The 19,552-nt window shown below is 49.4% G+C and carries 21 protein-coding genes; 4 read left to right on the forward strand and 17 right to left on the reverse strand.

Annotated elements, in window-relative coordinates; genetic code table 11:
- Nucleotides 1-5 precede the first annotated feature (5 nt).
- Complete coding sequence (locus KJS94_RS10730) at nucleotides 6-1,034, reverse strand: PDZ domain-containing protein (RefSeq protein WP_214448763.1); 1,029 nt, start codon at nucleotides 1,032-1,034, stop codon at nucleotides 6-8.
- A gap of 345 nt (nucleotides 1,035-1,379) precedes the next feature.
- Entirely contained in the window at nucleotides 1,380-4,016 is a 2,637-nt protein-coding gene (gene alaS / locus KJS94_RS10735; RefSeq protein ID WP_214448762.1) for an alanine--tRNA ligase, read from the reverse strand.
- 172 nt (nucleotides 4,017-4,188) lie between these two features.
- On the opposite strand from alaS, the gene KJS94_RS10740 reads away from it, so the two are divergent.
- Entirely contained in the window at nucleotides 4,189-5,160 is a 972-nt protein-coding gene (locus KJS94_RS10740) for a M23 family metallopeptidase (protein WP_214448761.1), read from the forward strand.
- 107 nt (nucleotides 5,161-5,267) lie between these two features.
- A complete protein-coding gene (locus KJS94_RS10745; RefSeq protein WP_214448760.1) occupies nucleotides 5,268-5,885 on the forward strand; it encodes a MerR family transcriptional regulator in 618 nt (205 codons plus the stop codon).
- A gap of 6 nt (nucleotides 5,886-5,891) precedes the next feature.
- Here the strand turns inward: KJS94_RS10745 and KJS94_RS10750 are convergent, their stop codons facing one another.
- From KJS94_RS10750 to rsfS, 7 genes are all read right to left on the reverse strand, one after another.
- Entirely contained in the window at nucleotides 5,892-6,980 is a 1,089-nt protein-coding gene (locus KJS94_RS10750) for a mechanosensitive ion channel family protein (RefSeq protein WP_214448759.1), read from the reverse strand.
- A 6-nt stretch (nucleotides 6,981-6,986) separates the two neighbouring features.
- On the reverse strand, nucleotides 6,987-7,796 hold the full coding sequence (locus KJS94_RS10755; protein WP_214448758.1) for a hypothetical protein: 810 nt from the start codon (nucleotides 7,794-7,796) through the stop codon (nucleotides 6,987-6,989).
- Nucleotides 7,793-8,551, reverse strand: a complete 759-nt coding sequence (locus KJS94_RS10760) for a UDP-2,3-diacylglucosamine diphosphatase (protein ID WP_214448757.1) — start codon at nucleotides 8,549-8,551, stop codon at nucleotides 7,793-7,795. Before KJS94_RS10760 ends, KJS94_RS10755 begins: the two co-directional genes overlap by 4 nt.
- Before the next feature lie 31 nt (nucleotides 8,552-8,582).
- On the reverse strand, nucleotides 8,583-9,023 hold the full coding sequence (locus tag KJS94_RS10765) for a gamma-glutamylcyclotransferase family protein (RefSeq protein ID WP_214448756.1): 441 nt from the start codon (nucleotides 9,021-9,023) through the stop codon (nucleotides 8,583-8,585).
- Between the two features lie 134 nt (nucleotides 9,024-9,157).
- Nucleotides 9,158-9,796, reverse strand: coding sequence for a LutC/YkgG family protein (locus KJS94_RS10770; protein WP_214448755.1), 639 nt, complete (start codon nucleotides 9,794-9,796; stop codon nucleotides 9,158-9,160).
- Between the two features lie 9 nt (nucleotides 9,797-9,805).
- Entirely contained in the window at nucleotides 9,806-11,866 is a 2,061-nt protein-coding gene (gene ftsH / locus KJS94_RS10775; RefSeq protein ID WP_214448754.1) for an ATP-dependent zinc metalloprotease FtsH, read from the reverse strand.
- A gap of 75 nt (nucleotides 11,867-11,941) precedes the next feature.
- The gene (gene rsfS, locus KJS94_RS10780) at nucleotides 11,942-12,304 is read right to left on the reverse strand and encodes a ribosome silencing factor (protein ID WP_239804131.1); all 363 of its coding nucleotides are present in this window, start codon (nucleotides 12,302-12,304) and stop codon (nucleotides 11,942-11,944) included.
- 159 nt (nucleotides 12,305-12,463) lie between these two features.
- Between rsfS and KJS94_RS10785 the strand changes: the two genes are divergently transcribed.
- Nucleotides 12,464-13,207 carry a biotin--[acetyl-CoA-carboxylase] ligase gene (locus KJS94_RS10785; protein ID WP_214448752.1) on the forward strand — a complete coding sequence of 248 codons (744 nt, stop codon included), beginning with the start codon at nucleotides 12,464-12,466 and terminating at the stop codon, nucleotides 13,205-13,207.
- Between the two features lie 12 nt (nucleotides 13,208-13,219).
- Here the strand turns inward: KJS94_RS10785 and KJS94_RS10790 are convergent, their stop codons facing one another.
- The 8 genes from KJS94_RS10790 to KJS94_RS10825 all read right to left on the reverse strand — a co-directional run bounded on the left by KJS94_RS10790 (nucleotide 13,220) and on the right by KJS94_RS10825 (nucleotide 18,939).
- A complete protein-coding gene (locus KJS94_RS10790) occupies nucleotides 13,220-13,564 on the reverse strand; it encodes an eCIS core domain-containing protein (protein WP_239804132.1) in 345 nt (114 codons plus the stop codon).
- A 23-nt stretch (nucleotides 13,565-13,587) separates the two neighbouring features.
- Complete coding sequence (locus KJS94_RS10795) at nucleotides 13,588-14,484, reverse strand: DUF5777 family beta-barrel protein (protein WP_239804133.1); 897 nt, start codon at nucleotides 14,482-14,484, stop codon at nucleotides 13,588-13,590.
- Nucleotides 14,485-14,489: 5 nt separating this feature from the next.
- Nucleotides 14,490-15,044 carry a YceI family protein gene (locus KJS94_RS10800; protein WP_214448751.1) on the reverse strand — a complete coding sequence of 185 codons (555 nt, stop codon included), beginning with the start codon at nucleotides 15,042-15,044 and terminating at the stop codon, nucleotides 14,490-14,492.
- Nucleotides 15,045-15,062: 18 nt separating this feature from the next.
- Nucleotides 15,063-15,506, reverse strand: a complete 444-nt coding sequence (locus tag KJS94_RS10805) for an OB-fold protein (RefSeq protein WP_214448750.1) — start codon at nucleotides 15,504-15,506, stop codon at nucleotides 15,063-15,065.
- A gap of 5 nt (nucleotides 15,507-15,511) precedes the next feature.
- Nucleotides 15,512-15,868 carry a hypothetical protein gene (locus KJS94_RS10810; protein WP_214448749.1) on the reverse strand — a complete coding sequence of 119 codons (357 nt, stop codon included), beginning with the start codon at nucleotides 15,866-15,868 and terminating at the stop codon, nucleotides 15,512-15,514.
- Between the two features lie 2 nt (nucleotides 15,869-15,870).
- Nucleotides 15,871-16,569, reverse strand: coding sequence for a c-type cytochrome domain-containing protein (locus KJS94_RS10815; RefSeq protein ID WP_214448748.1), 699 nt, complete (start codon nucleotides 16,567-16,569; stop codon nucleotides 15,871-15,873).
- A 164-nt stretch (nucleotides 16,570-16,733) separates the two neighbouring features.
- The gene (gene bcp / locus KJS94_RS10820) at nucleotides 16,734-17,195 is read right to left on the reverse strand and encodes a thioredoxin-dependent thiol peroxidase (protein ID WP_214448747.1); all 462 of its coding nucleotides are present in this window, start codon (nucleotides 17,193-17,195) and stop codon (nucleotides 16,734-16,736) included.
- Nucleotides 17,196-17,238: 43 nt separating this feature from the next.
- Nucleotides 17,239-18,939, reverse strand: coding sequence for a peptidoglycan DD-metalloendopeptidase family protein (locus KJS94_RS10825; protein ID WP_214448746.1), 1,701 nt, complete (start codon nucleotides 18,937-18,939; stop codon nucleotides 17,239-17,241).
- A 305-nt stretch (nucleotides 18,940-19,244) separates the two neighbouring features.
- Here KJS94_RS10825 and KJS94_RS10830 point away from each other — a divergent pair, with 305 nt between their 5' ends.
- The gene (locus KJS94_RS10830; RefSeq protein ID WP_214448745.1) at nucleotides 19,245-19,460 is read left to right on the forward strand and encodes a hypothetical protein; all 216 of its coding nucleotides are present in this window, start codon (nucleotides 19,245-19,247) and stop codon (nucleotides 19,458-19,460) included.
- The last annotated feature ends 92 nt before the right edge of the window (nucleotides 19,461-19,552 follow it).

Genomic DNA, 19,552 nt, shown 5'->3' on the forward strand with positions numbered 1-19,552 from the left:
ATTGCTTAAAGTTCAGCGGTCTTTAATTTCCTCGGGAGCTTGAGGTCTGCGCTCAACTCCTTGCCATCCCTGGTGTATTTAACCGGCATGGAAACTTTCTTATCAGCCCTTGCCTTGTTCACGATTTCCATCAATTCATTCACACTGTTAACGGCCTTGCCATCAAGATTGGTAATGACATCATTGGCCTTGAGGCCTGCTTTTTCAGCAGAAGATTCCTCATCGATCTCCAGGACCTTCACCCCTTTTCCATCTTCCGTGTCCTGGGCCTTGATGCCGATCTTCATACCCCTGTCATTATACCTGAACATCCGCATCCCCTCCTCAGGCATCATCCTGAGGTCAAAGTCCTGCTCAGGCATCCTGAAATCAAAATCCATATTGGGGGTGGTCATGATCATGTTCTCGCGTTTGCCTAAAGTAGCAGTTACTTTCTTTTCCTTGCCTTCGCGCTTATACGTGATCGTTACCTTCTCTTCGGGATTGTATTTCCTGATAGCGGTACTCAATTCATTGGGCGTTGAAACGGTCAGTTCATCCACCTTGGTGATGATATCCCCTGCTTTCAGTCCGGCCTTATCGGCTGCGCTCTCCCTGGTGATCTCCTTTATCACCAGGCCTTTATCGGTCTTCTCAGTCCCCACCCCCAGGAAAGCACCCATGGAACTCAATTCGATCATCCTGTCCTCATTCCAATTCCATGATTGTCCATTACGGAAGGGTGAGCCGGGGGATTGGGGGCCGCGGGGGACGGTAAACCTGAAAGCGTTGCCATCCATCACATCAATATCCCTCTTGAAAATGATCACGTTCTCGTCGTCGAATTCAGCCAGGGGCTTGCCATTGATGGTCACTTTATCGTCCTTGATCTCAATGGTCACCTTGGCATCCTTATCACCTTTACGCTTGATGATGATCTGGTCGTATTCGCCTAAAGCACTCTTTGACTTTTCCTGCTTGTCCTGGCCAAAGGAAGAAGCCCCAAGGCCCATCATACCGGCGGCAAGCAGAAGGAAATGCAGATTTTTTTTCATGGTCTTTGATTTACGTCAAATTTCGTAGATCAAATATAAAGGAATTTTTCTTTCTACGAAATCTTTCGGAAATGTTAAAAACGGGGAGCCCTGTTGATGGGGGGCCACAAAGACACAAAGACCCGAAGGTACACTAAGGCGTTTTCTAACATTTAACCTCAGCGGGGTCTCTCGAAGAGGACCCCGATGAATCTCCACCTACTATTCATCAGGGTCCCTTACAGGAGACCCTGATGGGGTGAGAAAAGACACAAAGACCCGAAGGTACACTAAGGCGTCTTCGTGTTCCTTCGAGTCTTCGTGACTTCGTGGCATAAACCCCGCTGAATCTCTACTTGCTATTCATCAGGCTCCGGCCAATGCACTGCGTACCGCGTCGATCACCTGTTGCAGGTTGCTGGCATCCTGGCCACCGGCTGTTGCCAGGTTCTTCTGGCCGCCACCACCTCCCTTTACCAGGGGGGCAACTTTTTCCTTGATCAGCTTACCCGCATCCAGTCCTTTGGCCGCCACCACCGTATCCGCGATACCGATAGCCACCGAAGGCTTGCCACCGATATTGGCTGCCAGCACGGCAACATAATCATTGAGGTTATTCTTCAGGTCGAAGCAAAGTTTCTTGAGGGCATCGGCACTGCCTACTTCCACAATATCACCGATGAAGGTCACCCCATTGATGATCTCGTCCTTCTTCAGCAATTCATTACGGATGCCTACCAGCGCACGGGCTTCCAGCATCTCCAGGTGCTTACGGGCAGCAGCCAGTTCGTTCACCAATGACTCCACAGACTTCACCAACTCCTTTGGCTGCTTCAATACGTCCTTCACTTCAGCCAGGGTCTGCAACTGTTCGTTGATATACAATTCCGCTGCATAGCCGCTCACTGCTTCAATCCTTCTTACACCGGCCGCCACGGCTGATTCGCTCTTGATCTTGAAGGAACCCAGTTCACCAGTTGCCCCAACATGGGTACCACCGCACAATTCCACAGAGTATTCCTTATCCATCACCACCACCCTTACAGTATCGCCATACTTCTCCCCGAACAAGGCCATGGCGCCCATGGCTATTGCTTCATCCTTGGGCATTTCCCTGATCACCACCGGGATATTCTCCCTGATCTTCTCATTCACGATCGCCTCAATGCGGGCGATCTCTTCATTGGTCACCTTGGCAAAATGCGAGAAGTCGAAACGCAGGTGCTCATCATTCACCAATGATCCTTTCTGCGCCACATGCGTACCCAATACCTCGCGGAGCGCGGCGTGCAATAAGTGCGTGGCGGAATGGTGTACGGCTGTTTTCTTCCTTCTATCCTTATCAACCATCGCAGTTACTACACCGGTAATATTTACAGGCAACTTCTCTACAAAATGGATGAAGAGGTCATTTTCCTTCCTGGTATCCACCACGTTCACCCTCTCCCCTTCAAAGCTCAGGATGCCGGTATCACCTACCTGCCCTCCACTTTCTGCATAGAACGGCGTTTCTGCCAGAACCATCTGGAAGGCTTCCTTGCCCTTGGCCTTCACCTTGCGGTACTTCACCACACGGGTCTGCAGTTCAAGTGAATCATAACCGGAGAAGCGCATCTGCTCTACTTCCTGCAGGTTTACCCAGTCTTCGGTATCTACCGCTGTTGCGGCGCGGCTCCTTTCCTTCTGCTGCTGCATCTCCTTCTCAAAACCGGCCTCATCCACGGAAAGGTCATTCTCGCGGGCGATCAGTCGGGTAAGGTCAACAGGGAACCCATAGGTATCATACAGTTCAAATGCCGCAGCTCCATTGATGGTAAGGGTACCTGACTGTTTGGTATGGGTAATGATCTCATCGATCTTCTTCAGTCCTTTCTCCAAGGTGCGCAGGAAGGCTTCTTCTTCTTCCTTCACCACCTTGCCCACGAAATCGATCTGCTGCTGCAGTTCCGGGAATACTTCTGCAAACTGCCCTGCCAAAACCGGCATCAGCTGGAACAGCAGGGGTTGCTTATAATCGAGGTAGGAATAATAATAACGAACGGCCCTCCTCAGGATCCTGCGGATCACATAACCCGCACCCGTATTCGAAGGCAGCTGGCCATCGGCAATGGTAAACCCAATGGCCCTGATATGGTCAGCGATCACCCTGAAAGCGATATCCTTTTTGGTATCCCCATAGCCATACTCTTTTCCAGTAATGGTTTCGGTGGCACCAATGGTCCCGCTGAACAGGTCGGTATCGTAGTTGGAGGTCTTACCCTGCAACACCCTCACCAAACGCTCCAGTCCCATTCCGGTATCCACATGCTTGGCTGGCAGCAATTCTAGGCTGCCATCTTTCAGGCGGTTGAACTGCATGAATACGTTATTCCAGATCTCGATCACCTGGGGATGGTCATTGTTCACCAGGGTCTTGCCATCCACTTTTGCTCGTTCTTCGTCGCTCCGGCAGTCCACATGAATCTCTGAACAGGGTCCACAGGGACCGGTATCACCCATTTCCCAGAAATTATCTTTCTTATTCCCCATCAGGATCCTGTCCTCGGCGATCCATCGCTTCCACTCATCATAGGCTTCCGTATCCTTTGGAAGGTTTTCCTTTTCATCCCCTTCAAAAACGGTCACATATAACCTGTCCTTGGGGATCTTATATACTTCTGTCAGCAATTCCCAGCTCCAGGAAATGGCCTCCTTCTTGAAATAATCCCCGAAACTCCAGTTACCCAACATCTCGAACATGGTGTGGTGGTAGGTATCCACCCCAACCTCTTCCAGGTCATTGTGCTTACCGCTCACCCTCAAACATTTCTGGGTATCGGCCACACGGGTGTTGGGGGCGTTCTTATTGCCGAGGAAGAAGTCCTTGAACTGGTTCATACCCGCGTTGGTAAACAACAGGGTAGGGTCGTTCTTTACTACGATAGGCGCGGATGGAACGATAACATGTCCCTTGGAAGCAAAAAAATCCAGGAACTGCTGTCTTATGGCTGCACTTGTCAACATAATCGGAATGATTCTTGGTATGATATGTCCCCCGGCAGCCTATATTTGCCATCAGCCGCTGAAGGTGGTGCAAAGCTAAGGAAATGTGGGGGTGAACCATGGCGGTTATTGAGGGAAAGAAGAAGCATTCTTAACACCCTAAAATTGCGTTGCCATCGGGCAGCCCGCTCGTATGAAAAAAATCAAGTATTTCTATAATCCCAATACGCTTCGCTACGAAAAGCTGGAAACACCACTGAGGGTGAGGCTTTTACGCATCCTTGGCTTTATTGCCGCCTGCCTCGTAACGGCCCTGATCATCGTCTCCATTGCCTTCCGCTACCTCGATTCCCCTAAGGAAAAGATCCTGCGCCAGCAATATGAAAAGGCCAATGAGAACTACGATGTCCTGCGCAACCAGCTCGGCAAACTGCAACAGCAAATGGCCGAACTGGAAAAGAGGGACAACGATGTATACCGTTCCATCTTTGAAGCCAGTCCCATCCCCGATAGTGCAAGGGTAAAGGAAATGGAGAAGCAGAAAGAGATCCGGCTGGTCCAGGCCATGGATGCCGATGCCTTGTATTCAGATATCGTTTCCGACCTGAACAACCTGTCCAAAAGGGTGGCCTTCCAGAACCAGTCGTTTGACGAGATCATCTCCTTTATCAAGAACAAGGAAGTGCTGCTGGCCGCGACCCCTGCCATCCAGCCGGTGAACAACAAGGACCTCAACAGGATCGCCTCCGGTTTCGGTTACCGGATCGACCCCGTCTATAAAACGGTGAAGATGCACGCGGGACTGGATTTTGCTGCTCCCCAGGGAACCCCGATCTACGCTACGGCCAACGGGACGGTGAGACTGGCCGGCAATACCGGTAACGGCTATGGCAACCACGTGATCATCAACCACGGTTTTGGTTATGAGACCCTCTATGGTCATATGTACCGCATCAAGGCAAGACCAGGCCAGAAGGTGAAGCGGGGAGAGATCGTAGGGTATGTGGGCAGTACCGGAAAATCAACCGGCCCTCACCTGCATTACGAGGTACATAAGAATGGAAAGCCCCTCGACCCGGTATACTTCTTCTATAACGACCTTAGTCCCGAACAATACGACCGATTGCTGAAGATGGCTGCTGCGAGTAACCAAAGCTTCGACTAATGGGGTTGGCCTGGTTTTGGATTGATAATTAAATAGTGCGTTAATTAGGCCTATCCCTGTCAAAACCAAAAACTTCCGGACCCATATATTATCTTTACAGCAACCGGATGAAAAGGTATCAACAAGCAACGCTCGACTTTGGGTTCAATGAACCGGAACCACCTGTCAGCCAACAGGAACAAGGTCCTGTTACTGTGGAAACCCCGCAGGTACAGTCAACCGCGGAAGCCCCGGTAAAAGTGGATGTAGTTGATGAAGACACGGTGTTGGTCATCCGAAAAAAGCCTGGAAGGAAAAAGAAAGAAAAGACCTGGCAACCCTCTAACCCCGGCAAAAGGGGACGCAAATCACTGAAGGAAGTGGCCAGGGAAGCCGAACTCATCGAGATCCCCGCTGATGAGGAACTTTTCCAGAAACAATATTATTCTATCGGCGAAGTAGCCAATATGTTCAGGATGAATCCTTCGCTGATCCGGACCTGGAGCAATGAGTTTGATAGTTTCCTCCAGCCCAGGAAGAACAGGAAGGGCGACCGCTTTTTCAGGCCGGAAGATGTAAAGCAACTCCACCTGATCTACCACCTGATCAGGGTCCGTAAATTCACGCTGGAAGGTGCCAGGGAACACCTGAAAGCCCAGAAGAAGAAGGCAGAACAGCAATTCGCGATCCTCCAAAGCCTGCAAAAACTCAGGGCCTTCCTGGTAGAACTCAGGGCTAACCTATAAGGCGGCTCAAACTTTTTCCTTGATCACAATTTCCTTGTTCTCACCCGCAAATTCCACCTGGAGCGATTCAAGGTGGCGGAGTATGGCCAGGTTGATGGTTTGCTTCAACTGGTTGAATTCTGCGATGGGAATGGTGTTGGTATAATATTCCACCTGTACAATAAAGGAGTTGGCAGTAATATCGCTCAGGTAGGCAGAATAATGTTCAATCGCCGGATGGGTCAATATACTCTTGATCCCGGCAATGGCATGGTCCAGTTTTACGGAGGAAGTTTGCAGGGATAACTCCAGTTTGAGGTCAGCCCTTCGCTGCGTGCGCAAGCTGAGGTTGTCCATGATGCTGTCGACCATTTGCTTATTCGGAACTGTCACAAAGGTCTTCTGGTCTGTCCTTAAACGCGTACTCCTTAACCCTATCTTCTCAATAGTGCCCGTGATCTGTTGTACTTTGACCATATCTCCCACATGAAAGGGCTTATCAAAGAAAATGATGAAGGACGCAATGAGGTTCTCCAGGCTTTCGCGTGCCGCAAGGGCGAGTGCACCGGCAACGATGGAAAGACCGGCGAGGTAAGTGGTGATATCCTTTTTGAAGGAGAAGCGGATGATCAGTAGGATCCCGGTAATGATCAACAAGGCCTTGAAGAAATCCTTGAAGAACACGATCATCTGGTTATCGGCCGTTTCCGTGGTCAGGTTGGCTTTCTGCTCCATGAGCATGGCAATGAAATCGATGATCCTGCGCAGCAACCAGATAAAGACGATGACGAGGATGGCCTTGCCCAACCCATCCATGATCTCCCTGAAACTTACATGGTAAACACTAAAATCAAGTACCGATGGGAATTTCAGGCTATCGAGTGCGATCAGGGTAATGGTGATCAGCAGGAAGGACTGCATAGGCTGAAGGAGCAATTCCACAAATGCCTTCTTATCGATCTTCCATGAACTATGCTTGATAACCCTGAAAAGCAGGCTGGACAAAGACTTCGAAAGGTATTTCTTCACCAGGAAAACGAAGAAGATCGTTCCGAAGCAGATCAGGTAGGCTTTAACGGTATTATCCAGGAACTGATACTGCAAAAACTCTTTCATACAACACTATTGATTGGATAAGGAATATATAAATAGTGTGCCATTCTTCAGGCAGAACAACTGGTCGCGTTCAATATGGGTCTTTACCACTGTTTTCAACGTTGAGGGAAGCGATTGCTCCTGCAGTGACAGGGTTCCGGGTTCATAACTGTAAAGGGTGGTACCCTTCCTACCCAACACCCTCTTGCCGATCACCTGCACATCGGTCCATTCCAGTAATGCCACCTTATTCCTGAGGTTACTGTAATAGTCCATTACGAACAAGCCTTTGTTGGGATCATACAGATACACCAGCCTGTCTGCATCCATGATGAACTCCGGTGAAGGGGGCTCATCGAAGACCCGCCTGAAATCATTTGACTCACTCACGATCTTGCCGTTATCATCGATCCGTTTCAATTTACCATCCAACTCATCATAGATCCAGATACCATTGTCGAAGGATTGCCCGATGGCCTTGGCCTGCATGATGTTCAGCTGGCGCACATCAATGGTATTACGGATATTCAGGAACCTGTCGAGCACCACAATGGTACCGAAGTCCTTATAGAACAGCAATACCTTCAAGGGGTTGGACACATCCATGGAATAGAGTTTCCCATACCTCCTTACATCATTGAATACCGCAACGGAATCACCTTTGGCATTCAGCTTCTTGAGCTGTCCTTCCGATCCCACCAGCAATACATTGCCCAGGTTGTCCACGATGAAATCAGTGATATTGCCGCCAATGACCCTGGCCAATGGCAGGCTATCCGTCTGGGCTTTCAGCCCGACAGTACAAGCCATCAGTATCAGCAGCAGGTAATATCTCATGAATGAAATGTTTCCAGTTTCATGTCAGTGCCATCAAACACGGCATAGGTATTATACTTGAGCCAATCGCCCAGGTTAATGTACCGGCTGTTGCCGGGAAGGTCAAAATCGATCGGCAGGTGCCTGTGTCCAAAAACAAAATAATCGTAATGCTTGCTTTTCAAAACATCCTTGCAGTAGGTGATGAGCCATTCATTATCCTCGCCAAGGAAAACCTCATCTGCCTGGCCGGTTGCAGCCCTGCTCTTGCGGGAAAGGTAATTGGCCAGCCCGATCCCCATGGTGGGGTGCAGGATGCCGAATAACCACTGGCAAACCGGGTTACGGAAGATCTTCTTAATGAACTTATAGCCATGGTCACCGGGACCTAATCCATCCCCATGTCCTACCAGGAACTGCTTTCCATTGATTTCATAGGGAACCTCAGTAAAGAATACCGGGATATTCAATTCCTGCTCAAAATAGCCACGCATCCACATGTCGTGGTTACCTACAAAGAAATGGACAGGAATGCCCTTATCAGTGATGGAAGCCAGCTTGCCCAGGAGCCTTACATAACCTTTAGGGACAACCGATTTATACTCATACCAGAAATCAAACATATCCCCTACTACGAAGAACATTGCCGCATCCTTTTCTGCCGCTTCAAGGAAACGCACAATGCGCTTTTCCCTCTCCAGGCTGCGACGGTGGTCGGGCGCACCAAGATGAAAGTCAGATAGAAAATAGATCTTTTTACCAGGCTCCAATTGCATGGCAGCAAATATAGGCAGAAGGATTGAGGGGTTAAGGGCGGCGACCTAACTTATCAGCAAGGTATTGGAGGACATCCCCGGATTCAACAATGGGCTTACCCGACACATCGCCATTGAACCAATAGATCCATGCCCAGGTCTGGCTGCCATCGGGCAGCAGGATAACGGCCTGCTCGCGACGGTACAATTTTTCATCTCCCTCTTCCGGGTCTACACCTTCATAGTCATCCAACTGGGCAATGGCCCAATCGAATTCATCGGCATTGCGGATCACATAGAGTTCACCGATGATCGTCTTATCTGTGTCAGCGGGAATGGCTGCCGGGTATTCGCCCATATCATAGAGCAGGCCATTCACCCTGGCATCGGCTACAAAATCAAAGTACTGGCGGATATATTCATATGCGGGGTGCTGGAAGCCCTTCCTCAGGGATCCATACACGAAGAGTTGTTGATCAGGATAATGTTCCATGGTTCGCAATTTTCGAGGGGCCGATCCATCAAAATCCAAATGAGGATCGGTATGCTCCATACAAAGAGCGGTATTATTCCCGACTTGTGGAAATAAGTTTATGGTTCGATTTACTGGTGGTAATGCCTGATTCCTTATTGACGGTCTACCAGGAAAAGGTAAACTTCCTTGGGGCCATGAACGCCCACCACAAGGGTCTTCTCAATATCGGCCGTCCGGCTGGGTCCGGTGGCAAAGGTGATAAGCGATGGCAGCTTCTGTCCATACTTTTCCTTCACCATCTTTAGCCCATCCTTCACATCATATACCAACTGGTCGGTATAAGCGATACAGATATGCACCGGGGCATATATACTGGTGGTCCTTCCACTCTCCTGGCCACTGCTCATCACAATGGTACCCGTACGGGCCACCAGGCATTCACAGGTGGTAACAGAAACATCAGCATCTTTCAATTCCAGGCCTGCATTCCCTGTCCATCCGGCCCCGGACAAAAGGTTGGCAAGGCCAGTTTCCCTGCAATAGACCTTAGTCCATCCCTGTTGCTGCACCAGGCCTTGTATTTGTCGCTGCAGTTCCGCTTCATCCAGGCAAAAGGCAAATTTTCCCTGGAGTTTCGTAAATGCCTGCGCGAATAGCATTTCCAGTTCATCACCCTGTGGGACAAAAACAGATTGATTGCCTTCACTGGCAGGAAAAGGAAGAGGCGTTGATTCACTCAACGCCTTCCTAATCTTCTTCAGAATATTTTCCTTTGATGAAGATATATTCATCGGTTATAGTTAACTGTTAGCATCTACTACTGCTGCGGTTGAACTGCCGGTCTCATTGGAAACCACGGGTTCTTCCACATCCAGAGTTTTCTTCTCTTCAAAGGGTCGCTTTCCGATTAGTTGTTCTACATCGCTCTGGAACAGCACTTCCTTATCCAGCAATTTTTCAGCCAGCTTTTCTACCTGCTCCTTCTTTTCCCTGAGTAACTGGAGGGTGCGGTCATAGGCTGCATCGATCAATTTGCGTACCTCTTCGTCGATCAGTTTGGAAGTCTCTTCAGAATAAGGTTTGGTGAACGAATTTTCCTGCTGGGGATCATAGAAGGAAACATTACCCACCTTATCATTCATACCATACACGGTCACCATGGCATATGCCATGCGGGTGATCTGTTGCAGGTCGTTCTGGGCACCGGTGGAGATCTTGCCGAAGAAGATCTCTTCACTGGCCCTGCCACCCAATGTCATACAGATCTGGTCGATCAGCTGGTCTGTGTTATAGAGGTATTGCTCTTTCGGGGTATACTGTGCGTAACCCAGGGCTGCGGTTCCCCTTGGCACAATGGTAACCTTCAGCAAGGGATAAGCATGCTCCAGGTACCAGCCGCAAATGGCGTGGCCTGCCTCATGATACGCAATGATCTTCTTCTCGTCGGGGGAAATGATCTTGTTCTTCTTCTCCAAACCACCGATCACCCTGTCCACCGCATCCTGGAAGTCGGTCATATCTACGGCTTCCTTTCCTTTACGCGCAGCGATCAGGGCTGCTTCGTTACAAACATTGGCAATATCAGCACCGGCAAATCCCGGGGTCTGTTCGGCCAGCTTATGGATGTCCACCTGCTCAGAAACCTTGATGGGCTTGAGGTGTACCTTGAAGATTGCTTCCCTTCCCTTCACATCCGGCTTGTCGATGGAGATCTGGCGATCGAAACGACCCGGACGAAGCAGGGCGCTATCCAATACATCCGGACGGTTGGTAGCAGCCAGCACAATGATGCCGCTTTCACCACTGAAACCATCCATTTCCACCAGCAACTGGTTGAGGGTGCTTTCGCGTTCATCATTGCTCATGATGGCGTTCTTCCCACGGGCACGGCCAATAGCATCGATCTCATCAATGAAGATGATACAGGGAGCTTTTTCGCGGGCCTGCTTGAACAGGTCACGTACACGGCTGGCACCCACGCCCACAAACATTTCCACGAAATCACTACCACTCAGGCTGAAGAAAGGTACCTGTGCCTCACCGGCCATGGCCTTGGCCAGGAGGGTCTTACCCGTACCGGGAGGACCTACCAGCAAAGCACCCTTGGGTATCTTACCACCCAGGTTGGTGTATTTCTTGGGGTTCTTCAGGAAATCAACGATCTCCATCACTTCCACCTTGGCTTCATCCAAACCGGCAACATCGTTGAAGGTGATATTCACCTTGGTACCCTTATCAAATAATTGGGCCTTTGATTTACCGATATTGAAAATCCCTCCTGGACCGGCACCGCCGCCGCCGGCTCCACCCATTTTCCGCATCAGCAGGATCCAGATGAGGACGATCATCAGGATCGGCAGTACGAACTGGATAATGGGCGCCATCCAGTCACCCTCCGTATCATCGATACGGGGTACTTCCTTAACACCCGGGTGCTTGGCATAGAAATCACGGAGGTCATCCGTAAAAATTTCCGGCTTGGCAATGGTAAACTCAAATTGCGGCCCTTTATCGGTAGCCGCATTAAAGCCTTTGCTCAGTTTATTCTGGTAGTATTCCTTTTTAAGGCTGTCGGGTTTGATAAAGACCCTAACGAGGTTCTTGTTGCTGATCAGCACGATCTTCTCCACATCACCCTTGGCCAGCATCTGCTCGTTGAACTCGGCAAAGGAGATCCTCCGGGCATCCGGGGCTAACCCGCTGAACAGGTTAAAACCGAGCAGGATAGCGGCAAGAATACCCCATACCCAATATATGTTGAACCTGGGTCCACGACGCGGATCGTTATTGCTACCATCCATCCTTGGCCTCATCCGGTTGAATCCTCCCCTGTCATTTGATTTCAAATCTTCCTGTGACATATTCGTATTTAACTATAAACGTTTCCTAATACTAATGCGATTAGCCCACAATTGTTCAGAAAGGCTTGTTAGAACCTATCCATTGTGTTCGGTCATGGGCGCATCGCTCCACATTTCCTCGATCTGGTAAAACTTGCGGGTTTCAGGCTGCATGACATGCACCACAATATTTACGTAGTCGATCAATACCCACTGGGCAGCCTGGTGGCCTTCATGCCGGTAAGGGGTCTCCCCCAATTCCTTCTTCACTTCTTCCTCCACCGCATTGGCAATCGCCCTCACCTGGGTATTGGTGGTGGCCTGGCAGATCACAAAAAAATCTGCCACCGCTTCTGGTATCTTCCGAAGGTCAAGCGATATGATATTCTCTCCCTTCTTATCCTGGATGGCTTTGATAATGGTTTTGAAAATCTTCGAGTTCTTCGTTATGCGGGTCACACTGCTTCGTTGACGCGTAGATAATGCTTGCAAGGGTTCCAATAATCAAAACTTTAAGTGATCAATAATTCAAGGCCGGCCGATCGGCAGGCTTTCCATCAAATTAAGGAAAATCCTACATTCGCCGCATTCAAAAGTACTAATCTTTTAGTCTCCCCCATGTCCGTTCAACATATTGGCCATAAGCTAACCGTCCTTGAAAGCATAGACAGCTCCAACAACTATGCCATGGCCCAGGTTCATGCGGGACTGGCAAGCCATGGGGAAGCCTGGTTTGCCCTCGAACAGACCGCCGGGAAGGGCCAAAGGGGCCGCCAATGGGTCACCAATCCCGGTGAAAACATCATGGTCAGCATAGCCCTCAATACCAGCCGGTTCCAGCCTGACAGGACTTTTCCGCTGAGTATGGCCATTGCCTTGGGCTGCCTGGATTGGTTCGGGAAGGAAGTGGTAGAGGATGCCAGCCTGAAGTGGCCGAACGACCTTTACTGGCGTGACAGAAAGGCAGGGGGCATTCTCATCGAAAACAAATGGTCCGGCAATAATTGGCAGTTTGCCATTGCCGGGATCGGCATCAATATCAACCAGGTCAACTTTGACCCCATGGCCAAAAGACCGGTATCCCTCCGCCAGATCACCGGCAGGGAGGTGGACCTGATGGATGCCCTGAAGGCTTTATTCAGCCAATTGGAGAACCGATGGCAACAACTGGCTTCCGGTGACCTGGCGGGACTGCTGAAGGACTACAACTATGCGCTGTTCCGCAAAGGGGAGACAGTAAAACTCAAAAAGGAAAATGCCAGTTTCGAGACCACCATTCTGGGTGTGAACATGGAAGGACTTTTGCTGACCCGGGATACCATGGACCGGCAATTCCAGTTCGGTGAAGTGGAATGGGTTTGATTCGGCAATGGGTCATACTACCCTTCCCTCCTGCCCGCCGGAAGGCACGAAAACATAGAGGTCTAGACTTTCATCATGTTCCGCAGCCCTCGCCTCCACTTCGAAACGATTATTGTGATAGCCTTTCCGGAGGGATTCCACCAGGTAGGACCAAAGAAAACCAACGAAACCGTGTTCATTGAATTGGCGGACATGGGCCAACTCATGCCTCAGCCACCTGCGGTTCCGGTGCAACTCTTCAATGGTGGTATTGTGTAAATGAATGGTCCTGCCCAATACCATGGCCATTTTCTCTGACCGCAGCCGATAGGCAGCGAACCGGGCGAAGACCGAATTCTCTCTAACTGAATATTTCACCTACTGAAATTACGAAAGGCAAATTATTTTGCCCGCCTCGCCCTTCCTGTATTGAAGACCCTCGACAGGTTAAAACCAAACCTGATCTCACCCTTATCCCACCTGCCAGTTGTTTCGGTGATGAAAGCCCGCTCGTTCATGCCGGTCGAGTTGGAAAAATGCAACTGGAAGACATGCCCCCCGGTTTCAATATCCACGCCCACCGACAAGGGATTAGTATAGATCGTCTTGTCGATCCCGCTGAACACGTAATGGTAGTCCACCACAAATGCCACCCGTTTCGACAATTTCAACCTGGTGCCAATGCCCAGGGCCCATGCATCATTGGAGTCCGTTTCCTTTTCTACGAGGTTGGTATGGACAAAGGTTGGCGCCAATTGTAAGGTGAAGGATTCCGTAAACTTCCTTCCGATCAACACCTGGTTATAAAACCCAAGCCGGGAAGAGAAATAATTCTTCCGGTCCGGGTCCGCCCATTCCAGTGTATTCATGGTCATGCCACTCACCACGACGATCGAGACAGGAAAGCCGGCTTCCCCTTTTGATTGTTGCACCACCCTGTATTTGATAAAGCCATCCCATTCCTTCTTATAGGTGCTCCTGCCAAAACCTACGGTGAGGTCCTTGGTAATGCCATAATCCAGCCCGAAACGCATGGTGGCCTGGTCGAGTCCAAAAAAATCATTGAACCCATCCTTCACCAATCCAAAGCGGTGCAGGAACCGGAGGTCGATCACCCCGACACCGATGAATTCAACCGAATGCCCATTGATCACCCTGGACGATTTAAAAGCATTGCTGACCTTTTCCTTCTTCGGCTTCTCTTCCCCTACCAGTTTCAACAAGTCTTCATCCTGCGTGAAGGCACGGCTCGAACAGGCCAATAGTGAGCTGGCAATGATTACTGATTTCAGCTTCATGATGGTCATTGTTTAAGGGGTTCGAGGTCACAATCAACCTTGATGGCAATGGTATTGGAGATCTTCTCCTTCACAACAGAAGGAATAGCGATATTATAATCCGACAAGGCTATGTTGAATTCAGCAGATGCGGATGGCTTGCCATTCTTCACCACCATCACTCCATTGGTGGCAATATCCTTTGTTACACCATGAAGGGTTAGTTTACCCTTCACGGTTACCGGGTAGGAACCGTCCTTCGTAAACTGGACCGAACTGATGTTCTCAATCACTCCCCTGAATTCTGATTTAGGATATTTATCGCTTTCTACATAGTTCTCATGGAAATGCTCCTGCATCAGGGCTTTTTCAAAACTGAAACCTTTCATCAGGACGGCCATCTGGATAGCACCGGTACCCACATCAACCACACAGGTAGCACTCCGGTGTTGGGCTTCGATATTCTCCATGGGTGTCTTTGAATAGAACGACACATGTCCCGTCTTTGTAAAATACCTTGTCTGTGCAAAAACTACGGTGAGTGATAGCAGGCAGGTAATGCCCAGTAGTAACTTCTTCATGCTGGTTGCTTTTCTAGTTTATTGTGGTGGTTCAATTACGCATCGTTCAAGGACAACATCAGTTCCCAATAAGGGATCGATCGTTGCACCTATGCAATAGCCTTTTAATTGGGTGGGCTTGCCCTTGTCGAGCGGGGGAATTCTTTGACTTGAACTGCTATCCAGCAGGCAACGCACCGCGGACATCGCAGAAGGGTCACCCAGGATGATCGCACTGATCCTGCCGGCAGCACTGTCCATCGATTTTATGGTACCATTCACTGCAACGATCTTACCCAGGAATTTTTGGTTAGCGGCTGCTTCATCCTTCTCAAAAGATTGGATGAATTCCTCTGCGCTTACAAATAGTTCCGCTTTCAGGTCGCTGGTTGGGACGATTTTCCGGTTGTATTCATGGTAGCCATACCATGCGCCGAACAACAGCAGCAGGGCCATTATTCCAATTATATACTTTCGTTTCATACTGATCAATTATTTGGACTGCCGGCATCGATCCAGCATTTAACAATGGCCATTTCATTGGATGGCAGTGGCCCCGAGGTAGGCATTGTTTTCTCCACGACCACCCTCTGCCTGATCTTTGCAGAGGCTGCGCTCACCTGTGAATAGCTTTCCAGGATGAGTCCCCCTGCAACGGACTGTTTGTTATGACAGCCGCTGGTGGCACATTTTGCGGCGATGATGGGTGCCACACCTGTAGCATAGGTAGCATTGACCGTACTGCAATCGATCGTGGAATTGGGATATAGTATTTCCTCCTTGTCATAATAACAACCGGCGAATACCAGGCTGCTTAAAACAAGCATTAACATTGACTTCTTCATGGCTAGTTATTTGGTGATCCGTTATCGATCCATTTTTTAATAGTGGCTATCTCACAATCCGGAAGCTTGGATCCTTGCGGCATAGGTGAATAGCCCGCCAGGTGGGCAATAGAGCCATACAATTTTCCATTCAGCGCAACTGTCCTGACACCTGTATAATTGGTGAGATTGATACCGGCGCTTGCGAGGTTATTGTTATGGCATCCCGTACACTTGTTATTCAATATGGGCTGTACCCTTGTTGAATAACTGATCACCCCTGAGGTATCACAGGTGCCGGTGCAGGAATTGTTCTTTGCGCCCTGGTTGATCCACTTCTCGATGGAAGCGATCTGGGCTGAACTGAGCGGCGCGTTGGGCGCGGGCGGCATTCGGTCACCACCGGTATCCTTGATCACTTCTACCAGTTTACTATCCCTGGCGTTACCGGCTTTCACAATTTTCATGATGCCCTGGTAGGAAGTAAGCACGATGCCTTCCTTTGCAGATGCTGCATCATGACAACCGCTCATGGCGCAGTTGGAAACGATCAGGGGAAGAATGGTGTTGGAAAAATAAACAGTATCAGCACTGCAGGTGCTGGAAGAAGGGGGCGGTTCATTACCGCCGGTATCAGGGCCTTGGGGAGCTTCATGCTTGCATTGGGAAAGTACCAGCAATAGGCAACATAGCCCCGACAACGCCAGGATTTGTTTGCGCATAAATTAGAGATTGGGTGGTCAAATAATGGTCTGGTACAAGTAGGCTATAAGCAGAATATTAGCTCTTTGAAAATAACGTTGAATGCCAAGCCTTAGTGTGACATCCGTCACAAAAGATTGTTAATGCACCTGACCACCCAATCATACAGCCTTCTAGCAGAGGATTACGGACAATGCTTCAGTATCTCTGCAGCATGTTCCTTGCTTTTCGGCTTCAGGAAGATCTTAAGGATCCTTCCATTCCCATCGATCACAAAGGTGGTGCGATGCAAACCCATGTATTTGCGGCCATACAATTGCTTCTCACCCCAAACTCCATACTTTTCTATGATCTTCAATTCCGGGTCTGCGATCAGGGGGAACGGAATACTGTTGCGGGTTTCGAATTTCTTGTGGCTTTCCACATCATCAGGGCTCACCCCGATGATCTCAAATCCATGTTGCTTGAGCAATGTGTGATTATCACGCAAATTGCATGCCTGAACTGTACAGGTAGGGGTCATATCCTTGGGATAAAAGTATAAAACCACCTTTTTTCCCTTGAAATCGGCAAGGCTTAGCTTCCTGCCATCCTGGTCCTTACCACTAAATGCAGGGGCTTTATCCCCTTCTTTCAAATGTGTCATAGCTGCTTTCCTGTTTCACTATCTTTTTGGGTAATCTTTCTCCTTAACGCTTGAACCTGATCTGCTTCTCTGTCCTGTTCCCGGCCTCGTCTTCGGCAACGATGCGCAGGGTGTGTTCACCCGGCGGGCATTTCTCATCAAATCTGTAAACAAAACTCTTGCCCTTATCGTTCGTAAACCTGATCCATTTGCCGTCCAGTTCCGTTCGCAGCACTTTCCACTTTTCGAGGTTATCCTTTACGGTGAATACGATACGTGGAATGCCCGCCAGGTTCGCCCCATCCGAAAAACCGATGGGCAGGATCTCAGGTGGCTTATTATCCAACACCAACTGGAAACTGCCGAAATCCCTGAAACGGGCCATGGCCCAGTTGCGCTGCCACTGCACTTTCAGCACATCCTTCTTGTTACCGGCAAAGCGTTGCATCACGGTCCTTTCCTTTTCGGCAGGTGAAAGATCACCTACGGGTTGAATCCTTACTACCATTGAGTCCTGTAGGGGTATGTAAGGTGCACCTATGGAATGCACAGCCGAAACCACTTCAGGGTGTGCGGTGACGGTCCTGTGGTACTGGATGGTGACAGAATCGTACAGAGTTCTTTCCCCGATCACAAATTCACAATCTTCTGTTTCATACACATCCACCATCATGGGATAGAACCTTCTTCCAGCAGGGGCACTTATCGTGTAAGCGGCACCGTTATACTGCAGGCTGGTTTGGAGGGTCGAACTATTACCATAGCCATCTTTCACCACGATCCTGATATCGTGTACCTGGCCGTCACTAAGATCGATCACACCATCACCACTGAATCGGGTGTAGATCGAATGCAGGTAGCCAGGCAGCTCACTAAGGTGTTGCAGGTAGGGTCCTCCTGTTGACTTGGTCTTGTAGTCAATATGGGCATTGAGGTAACGGGTGGCATCGTAGCCAACCTGGTCCATCCGGAATCCCACCACGGCCTTATCATTGTCGTACAGTACGGCTTCGTAAACCCCATTCTGGTTGGAAGAACCGGTATGGGTATCATAGGCGGTGATGGCCAGGCTCACTTTATTGGTAGCCACTACCTGAGGGGGAACCCTGAAACCATCGCCATTCCTTGCAGTTGCTAAAAGCCGGGGTGATTGCTCATACACACTTTTGTTCCGGTCATAAATGGCCAACCTCAGGATGGAGGGCGAGGTATTGTCCTGTAGGGGGAACCCAAACAACATGGGATTGAGGTTCACATCATCCTTGGTCCTGCGGATCTCAAAATGCAGGTGGGGCGCCTGTGAACCGCCCGTATTGCCACTATAGGCCAGGAAATCACCCTTCTTTACAGGAAAGCGGTTCGGGGGCAATTCCAGCATCACCTTCCAGGATTCCAGGTGGTATTGCTCTCCCTTCACCCAATCCTCGAGGGCCGGGAAGAAATCATTCAAATGACAGTAAACGGTTGTAATTCCATTGGGATGGTCCACATAGATAGCCCTGCCGAATCCCGCCGGCTCGATCTTGATCCTGGATATATACCCGTCTGCCGCAGCGAATACAGGCAGGTTCTCCCTTTTCTGGGTCTTGAGGTCAAGTCCCATATGGTAATGGTTGGGGCGTAACTCCCCGAAATTCCCACTCAGGTCGATGGGAATGTTCAGGGGGTTCCTGAAATAACCTTTGGGATAGTCGGGCTGTCCGTTGTATTGCGCTACAAGGGTAACAGAACACAATAAGGACGCCAGGAGGATCCTCCACTTCATCAGCAAAACATTTGGGTTAGTAATGCTGCAAAACTACTACTTGACAATGGAAAGAATCCTTAAACCTGGTACGCCCCGGTTGATGGCGGCCATGCCAAAATGCATCTGCTAATGCTCAGGATTCCCTTGTATGGGCATGCCTGGAAAACTAGTTGTTTAAACAACTTGTTAAATTAAAAAAATTACCTGTTTTAGGTATGCATTTTGGTAAACATGGAACAGCTTTTGGTGTTTATATATTGTCTTAAGATTAGGCAATTGGTTAGTAAGCACCAGCTATTACATAACAAGGAAAAATGATGGGTATGAAAAGTATGAAGCAAAAAGCCGTGATCCTTGCAGCAGTAATGATCAGTACAGTTATTGGTGCATTTAAGGGACAGGAAGCCAAACAGAAATGGATGTTCAGGATACTTAGCAAGAATGATGAGCGCCAGGCCCGTGCGGTCCGTCGTTCCGACGCCAAACAGGGCAAGGTGATCCTGGACGATATCGAGATGGCGGCTTACCACAATAGTTAAGCGGTACATTGGCTCACTATATTCAGGCCTTCCCCTGTCGGGAAGGCCTTTTTTATACCCATGATTGTCAGGACAGGAAATTAATTCCGGAA

It is taken from the genome of Flavihumibacter rivuli, assembly GCF_018595685.2.
Lineage (GTDB): Bacteria > Bacteroidota > Bacteroidia > Chitinophagales > Chitinophagaceae > Flavihumibacter > Flavihumibacter rivuli.

Bases quoted from the DNA above. Each gene is read 5' to 3' on its own strand.
- KJS94_RS10730 (WP_214448763.1), bottom strand. From the start codon at position 1,034: ATGAAAAAAAATCTGCATTTCCTTCTGCTTGCCGCCGGTATGATGGGC.
- alaS (WP_214448762.1), bottom strand. From the start codon at position 4,016: ATGTTGACAAGTGCAGCCATAAGACAGCAGTTCCTGGATTTTTTTGCT.
- KJS94_RS10740 (WP_214448761.1), top strand. From the start codon at position 4,189: ATGAAAAAAATCAAGTATTTCTATAATCCCAATACGCTTCGCTACGAA.
- KJS94_RS10745 (WP_214448760.1), top strand. From the start codon at position 5,268: ATGAAAAGGTATCAACAAGCAACGCTCGACTTTGGGTTCAATGAACCG.
- KJS94_RS10750 (WP_214448759.1), bottom strand. From the start codon at position 6,980: ATGAAAGAGTTTTTGCAGTATCAGTTCCTGGATAATACCGTTAAAGCC.
- KJS94_RS10755 (WP_214448758.1), bottom strand. From the start codon at position 7,796: ATGAGATATTACCTGCTGCTGATACTGATGGCTTGTACTGTCGGGCTG.
- KJS94_RS10760 (WP_214448757.1), bottom strand. From the start codon at position 8,551: ATGCAATTGGAGCCTGGTAAAAAGATCTATTTTCTATCTGACTTTCAT.
- KJS94_RS10765 (WP_214448756.1), bottom strand. From the start codon at position 9,023: ATGGAACATTATCCTGATCAACAACTCTTCGTGTATGGATCCCTGAGG.
- KJS94_RS10770 (WP_214448755.1), bottom strand. From the start codon at position 9,796: ATGAATATATCTTCATCAAAGGAAAATATTCTGAAGAAGATTAGGAAG.
- ftsH (WP_214448754.1), bottom strand. From the start codon at position 11,866: ATGTCACAGGAAGATTTGAAATCAAATGACAGGGGAGGATTCAACCGG.
- KJS94_RS10785 (WP_214448752.1), top strand. From the start codon at position 12,464: ATGTCCGTTCAACATATTGGCCATAAGCTAACCGTCCTTGAAAGCATA.
- KJS94_RS10795 (WP_239804133.1), bottom strand. From the start codon at position 14,484: ATGAAGCTGAAATCAGTAATCATTGCCAGCTCACTATTGGCCTGTTCG.
- KJS94_RS10800 (WP_214448751.1), bottom strand. From the start codon at position 15,044: ATGAAGAAGTTACTACTGGGCATTACCTGCCTGCTATCACTCACCGTA.
- KJS94_RS10805 (WP_214448750.1), bottom strand. From the start codon at position 15,506: ATGAAACGAAAGTATATAATTGGAATAATGGCCCTGCTGCTGTTGTTC.
- KJS94_RS10810 (WP_214448749.1), bottom strand. From the start codon at position 15,868: ATGAAGAAGTCAATGTTAATGCTTGTTTTAAGCAGCCTGGTATTCGCC.
- KJS94_RS10815 (WP_214448748.1), bottom strand. From the start codon at position 16,569: ATGCGCAAACAAATCCTGGCGTTGTCGGGGCTATGTTGCCTATTGCTG.
- bcp (WP_214448747.1), bottom strand. From the start codon at position 17,195: ATGACACATTTGAAAGAAGGGGATAAAGCCCCTGCATTTAGTGGTAAG.
- KJS94_RS10825 (WP_214448746.1), bottom strand. From the start codon at position 18,939: ATGAAGTGGAGGATCCTCCTGGCGTCCTTATTGTGTTCTGTTACCCTT.
- KJS94_RS10830 (WP_214448745.1), top strand. From the start codon at position 19,245: ATGAAAAGTATGAAGCAAAAAGCCGTGATCCTTGCAGCAGTAATGATC.